This is a genomic window from Streptomyces sp. NPDC006450 (assembly GCF_040612195.1).
In the GTDB taxonomy this organism is placed as follows: Bacteria; Actinomycetota; Actinomycetes; order Streptomycetales; family Streptomycetaceae; genus Streptomyces.
In genome coordinates this window covers 1-3,829 of record NZ_JBEXPT010000233.1, presented here as the reverse complement: position 1 = coordinate 3,829, position 3,829 = coordinate 1, and the positions used below count along the sequence as shown (strand labels likewise).

Sequence of the window (3,829 nt, the reverse complement as noted above, 5' to 3'; positions counted from 1 at the left end):
GGAGGGGCTGGGTATCGGCTGGCGTCAGCCGAAATCCAGCCCCTCCGGCGTTCGAGGAGCGGGGTCCGGGGCGGAGTCCCGGGGAACGGGCGAAGGGCGGGGCGAGCCCCGCGGCGTAGCCCGCGTGGGGTCCGGGGCGGCAGCCCCGGAACCCCGGCCAGGACGTCAGTCCTTGATTTCGCAGATGGCCGCGCCCGAGGTGAGCGACGCGCCGACCTCTGCCGCGAGGCCCACGATCGTGCCCGAGCGGTGCGCGTTCAGCGGCTGTTCCATCTTCATCGCTTCGAGGACGACGATCAGGTCGCCCTCGTTGACCTGCTGGCCCTCCTCGACCGCGACCTTCACGATCGTGCCCTGCATGGGCGAGGCCAGGGTGTCGCCGGAGGCGGCCGGGCCGGACTTCTTGGCCGCGCGGCGCTTGGGCTTCGCGCCGCCCGCGGCGGCCGTACGGGCCAGGGTCATGCCCAGCGAGGACGGGAGGGAGACCTCCAGGCGCTTGCCGCCGACCTCGACGACCACGGTCTCGCGGCCGGGCTCGTCCTCGGAGTCCTCCGCGGCGGGAACCACGAACGCCGGGATCTCGTTGACGAACTCGGTCTCGATCCAGCGGGTGTGGATCGTGAACGGGTCGGCCGTGAAGGCGGGGTCGACGACGACCGCACGGTGGAACGGGATGGCCGTGGCCATGCCCTCGACCTCGAACTCGGCCAGCGCGCGCGCCGCCCGCTGCAGGGCCTGCTCGCGCGTGGCGCCCGTGACGATGAGCTTGGCGAGCAGGGAGTCCCATGCCGGGCCGATGACCGAGCCGGACTCGACGCCCGCGTCGAGGCGGACACCCGGGCCCGAGGGGGCGTTGAACTTGGTGACCGTGCCCGGGGCCGGCAGGAAGCCGCGGCCCGGGTCCTCGCCGTTGATGCGGAACTCGAAGGAGTGACCGCGCAGGACCGGGTCCCCGTAGCCGAGCTCCTCGCCGTCCGCGATGCGGAACATCTCGCGGACCAGGTCGATGCCGGTGACCTCTTCGGTGACCGGGTGCTCGACCTGCAGGCGGGTGTTGACCTCCAGGAAGGAGATCAGGCCGTCGGCGGAGACGAGGAACTCGACCGTGCCGGCGCCGACGTAGCCGGCTTCCTTCAGGATCGCCTTCGACGCGGCGTACAGCTCGGCGTTCTGGGCCTCGGTCAGGAACGGCGCCGGGGCCTCCTCGACCAGCTTCTGGTGGCGGCGCTGCAGCGAGCAGTCACGGGTGGAGACGACGACCACGTTGCCGTGGGTGTCGGCCAGGCACTGGGTCTCCACGTGCCGCGGCTTGTCGAGGTACTGCTCGACGAAGCACTCGCCGCGGCCGAAGGCGGCGACGGCCTCGCGGACGGCGGAGTCGTAGAGCTCCGGGACCTCTTCGAGGGTGCGGGCGACCTTCAGGCCGCGACCGCCGCCACCGAAGGCGGCCTTGATCGCGATCGGCAGGCCGTGCTCCTTGGCGAAGTCGACGACCTCGTCCGCCCCGGAGACCGGGTCGGGCGTGCCGGCCACGAGCGGCGCGCCGGCGCGCAGCGCGATGTGGCGGGCGGCGACCTTGTCGCCGAGGTCGCGGATGGCCTGCGGCGGCGGGCCGATCCAGATCAGGCCCGCGTCGATGACGGCCTGCGCGAATTCGGCGTTCTCGGAGAGGAAGCCGTATCCGGGATGGATGGCGTCCGCACCGGAATCGGCTGCGGCCTGCAGGATCTTGGAGATGTCCAAGTAGCTGGCGGCCGGGGTGTCACCGCCCAACGCGAAAGCTTCGTCGGCCGCGCGGACGTGCAGAGCGTCCCGGTCCGGGTCGGCGTAGACGGCTACGCTCGCGATCCCGGCATCCCGGCAGGCCCGAGCAACGCGGACTGCGATTTCGCCACGGTTGGCGATGAGCACCTTGCGCACGATGGCTCCCTCCTTGAAACAAGCTGAGTTTAGGGACAGCCCACACGGCCTTTCGACCCTTCCCCTGTGGTGACCTTGCCCACACGGACTGTGATGCGAGTCGATCTCGAGTCGATAAAACCCTTGTGGCGCCCCATGTCAGGGGGATCCCCGACTGCACAGTAACCCTGCCGTGTGTCCGGGGTCTCTGTGCCCCGGGTCAGCGGCCCGGGGTGATTCTTTGTCGAATCCCTACGAACGGCCCATGCATTCCCTGCGCGGGCGCCGTGTCGCCGCCGGGCGGTGCCCCGTACGGCAGCCCGACCGTAACGAAGAGGCACCGGCCCCTTGTCCCAAGGTTTACCCGTTAGTAGCCTCCAGGCGTCGAGCGGGCTTGTGCATGCGGGGTGGGGGCGTCGTGGCTGGTGTGGGTGGCGTGGGTGGCACGGTGCTGCGGAGATCCGTGGCCGCAGCGACCGCGGTCGTGCTCGTCGTGGAGGCGGCCGTGCTCGGCTTCGTCCACCTCGTCCTGGGACGGACCACCGAGAACCAGTCGATGTCCATCGCGGGCGCCGATCCGGATGTCATGTCCAAGGCAACCTACGCGTTGGGCGCCGGCATGGCCGTGTTCCTGCTCGCCTGCGCGGCGTTCCTCCTCGTCGCCGCGGCCCGCGACCGGGCCCCGGGCAGCTTCGCGCGGGTGCTCCTCGTCAGCGCCGCCGTCACCCACGGACTGCTCGGCGCCCTCGTCGTCGGCCTCGTGGGCTGGGGCGCCTTCGCGGTGATGATGCTGATCCTCTGCCTGCTGGTGCTGAGCCTGACCCTCTACGCGGCCAAGGGCGCGGGCGGGGCCGGGGACGGCGCGGGCGGCCCCGCGGAGGGCTCCAGCGGCCCCCTGGGCGGCTTCGGCGGGCCGGCCGGCCCGGACGGCCGGCCCGAGATCCGTGACACGCCCCCGGGCCACCCGCTCGCGGACTTCGGCGACTTCGGCAAGCTCGGGGACGTCAAGCCCACAAGTCCGTGATGGACACGCCCAGTTCGCCCAGCAGGGAGCGCAGCAGCGGCATGGAGATCCCGATCACATTGCCGTGATCCCCGTCGATCCCCTCGATGAACGGGGCCGACAGCCCGTCCAGGGTGAAGGCCCCCGCCACGTGCAGCGGTTCCCCGCTCGCCACGTACGCCGCCACCTCCGCGTCCGTCGGCTCGCCGAAGCGGACCGTCGTCGACGCCGTGGCCGAAACCTTCGCGCCGCTCGCCGTGTCGATCACGCAGTGCCCGGTGCGCAGCACCCCGGCGCGCCCCCGCATCGACTTCCAGCGGGCCGTGGCCTCCTCGGCGTCCGCCGGCTTGCCCAGCGCCTCGCCGTCCAGCTCCAGCACGGAGTCGCAGCCGATCACCAGGGAGCCCGCGGCCTCGTCCAGGGCTGCCACGACGGCGGCCTTCGCCTCGGCGAGTGCGAGCGCCAGCTCGGCGGGGGAGTCGGCGGTGAGGGCGTCCTCGTCGAAGCCGCTCACGATCACGTGCGGGGCGAGCCCGGCCTGCCGCAGCAGGTTCAGCCGGGCGGGCGAAGCGGAGGCGAGGACGAGGGCGTGGCGGGGGGCAGCAGTCATGCCTGCCATCGTAGGGGCGCCCGGCGCGGGCCCCGGCGGCTCCGGGCGGTCCGGGGGTCCGAGCGGCCTGCGGGCGGCGCGGGGGAGGTGCGGGCGGCCTTCGGTGCTAGAAACCGCCCACGCCCAGCACGTACACCACGACGACCATCGCGAGGACGACGATCACCGTCATCCGTCGGACCATCGCCGCGGCGTCGCGCATGTCCTTCGGCGGCTCGTTCTTCGGGTCTGACCAGAGCATGCCCCGATCCTGTCCCCGAGCACGCCCGTGGCGGGGGGCGGGGCGGGGGGCGCGCGCGCCCGCCGCGCCGCGGCGC

The 3,829-nt window shown here is 72.7% G+C and carries 4 protein-coding genes; 1 reads left to right on the top strand and 3 read right to left on the bottom strand.

Translation table 11 applies throughout. The features are described 5' to 3' along the window. Nucleotides 1-165: 165 nt before the first annotated feature. On the bottom strand, nt 166-1,920 hold the full coding sequence (locus ABZY57_RS32265) for a biotin carboxylase N-terminal domain-containing protein (RefSeq protein ID WP_356518025.1): 1,755 nt from the start codon (nt 1,918-1,920) through the stop codon (nt 166-168). A gap of 442 nt (nt 1,921-2,362) precedes the next feature. Between ABZY57_RS32265 and ABZY57_RS32260 the strand changes: the two genes are divergently transcribed. Then, nucleotides 2,363-2,923 (top strand): hypothetical protein, encoded by a 561-nt coding sequence (locus ABZY57_RS32260; protein ID WP_356518023.1) that lies wholly within the window; start codon nt 2,363-2,365, stop codon nt 2,921-2,923. Here ABZY57_RS32260 and ABZY57_RS32255 read toward each other — a convergent pair. Together ABZY57_RS32255 and ABZY57_RS32250 are read right to left on the bottom strand one after the other, a co-directional pair. Continuing rightward, complete coding sequence (locus tag ABZY57_RS32255; protein WP_356518021.1) at nt 2,904-3,512, bottom strand: nucleoside triphosphate pyrophosphatase; 609 nt, start codon at nt 3,510-3,512, stop codon at nt 2,904-2,906. The two genes, ABZY57_RS32260 and ABZY57_RS32255, sit on opposite strands and share 20 nt — an antisense overlap. 106 nt (nt 3,513-3,618) lie before the next feature. Next, entirely contained in the window at nt 3,619-3,753 is a 135-nt protein-coding gene (locus ABZY57_RS32250) for a hypothetical protein (RefSeq protein ID WP_356518019.1), read from the bottom strand. Nucleotides 3,754-3,829: the final 76 nt, after the last annotated feature.